A 1,346-nucleotide genomic window follows, 5' to 3' on the forward strand; every position below is an offset into this window, starting at 1 on the left:
CACCTGTGGATGTTCTTTCTGTGGATGCTTCTGTTCGGCCTGCTGGTGGGACGCAAGCTCTACGGCATCAGCCCGACGCGTTACTCGCCGGGTTTCTGGCTGAACAGCCTGGTCACCATGATTATTCTGCTGGGGCAATCGGTCCAGGACAGCGCGGCGGGAAAGGACGTCTACACGGCATTCGCGGTGCGTATGGGACTCTTTTTGGCGGTGACGGTGTACGCGTGTCTGATGTTGCTGATTTTCGAGCAACGAAGCCGCACGCGATGACGCTCCGCGTACCCGCGCCTCGGGCAAACGCACGCATTGGCGTCGCTGATGGTGTCGTGCCGAAAGCGGGTGAGACTGAGGTTCACACACGCGTCGAACCGGGCGAACTCAATGAAGGAGGTAGCTGCAATGGGAAATGCGACAAGCGACACGGTCGTCCGCCTGAAGGCACGCGAGATCTTATTGGAATCGGGCAGGACGCTTTGGTACCTGCGCGGAATTCTGGCTGGTCTTCTGGTGCTGTTTGTGCTGCTGACGATCGCCATGTATTACATGGGGGATCCCGTGGAGACGGTGAAGCGAACGCCTTCGCCGATAGCGGAAACGTTGTACTTCTGCGCAATCACGGCACTGACGATCGGGTATGGCGACGTGGTTCCTACCTCGACGCTTGGCCGGATCGATGCGGTATTGCTTGGGCTGATCGGCATGGTGTTCACAGGGCTGATCGTTGCCGCCGCCGTGCGGGGCGTGCAGGAAGCCGCGCGGCGGGCGAGCCTTCAGGATTAGCCTGACGGCGCCGCCGGAAGCGCGAGACTGGAACATTGCCGGTTATCGGAGAGAGCGTTCCGCCGCCTGCTGCTCAAGCATGATCTGACGCCGGGATCTCGCTACGCGAACGCGGCTTAATGACCTGTCGCCGCGATAGGCGGAGGTCGGGGTTAACACGTAGTGGCGCCAAATCATAAAAAAAAGTCACCTAATACGTAAACCGCTTCCTCGGATTGCCGTATCTTCGCCGGACAGTTCGGACTCCCGTCACCTGCAGTGCCTGACGCGGAGACAAGACGTCCAACCATTTATGTGGGACGGGTGAGACGGGGTTCTGTTCGTCAGCGGCTTTGTCGACGACACGCCTGCTGAGTGCTCCCCGCTTTCTTTCCGTCCCCCCCAGTCCGCTTTGGAGACCATGCCATGAACTTTCTCGACGGTTCCCTGTACACCGAAAACCAGCAACCCCTGATCATCACGGCCGCGCCGTATGCGCCGTCGTGGGTGCCTTCCGACTTTCCCGAAGACATCCCTGTCACGATGGAGCAGCAGATCCAGAAGGCGGTGGATTGCTACAACGCCGG

The 1,346-nt window shown here is 59.9% G+C and carries 2 protein-coding genes and 1 pseudogene; all 3 read left to right on the forward strand.

The annotated features are described in order from the left end of the window. Positions 1-270: pseudogene (locus AWB68_RS44980) on the forward strand (DUF2955 domain-containing protein); the annotation flags it as partial. Between the two features lie 129 nt (positions 271-399). Beyond that, positions 400-780 (forward strand): potassium channel family protein, encoded by a 381-nt coding sequence (locus AWB68_RS44985; protein ID WP_087650462.1) that lies wholly within the window; start codon positions 400-402, stop codon positions 778-780. Positions 781-1,185: 405 nt separating this feature from the next. Further along, positions 1,186-1,346, forward strand: a 161-nt coding sequence (locus AWB68_RS47910) for a 3-keto-5-aminohexanoate cleavage protein (protein WP_143282065.1), incomplete at its 3' end; no start/stop codon positions are given.

Source organism: Caballeronia choica (assembly GCF_001544535.1).
GTDB lineage: Bacteria > Pseudomonadota > Gammaproteobacteria > Burkholderiales > Burkholderiaceae > Caballeronia > Caballeronia choica.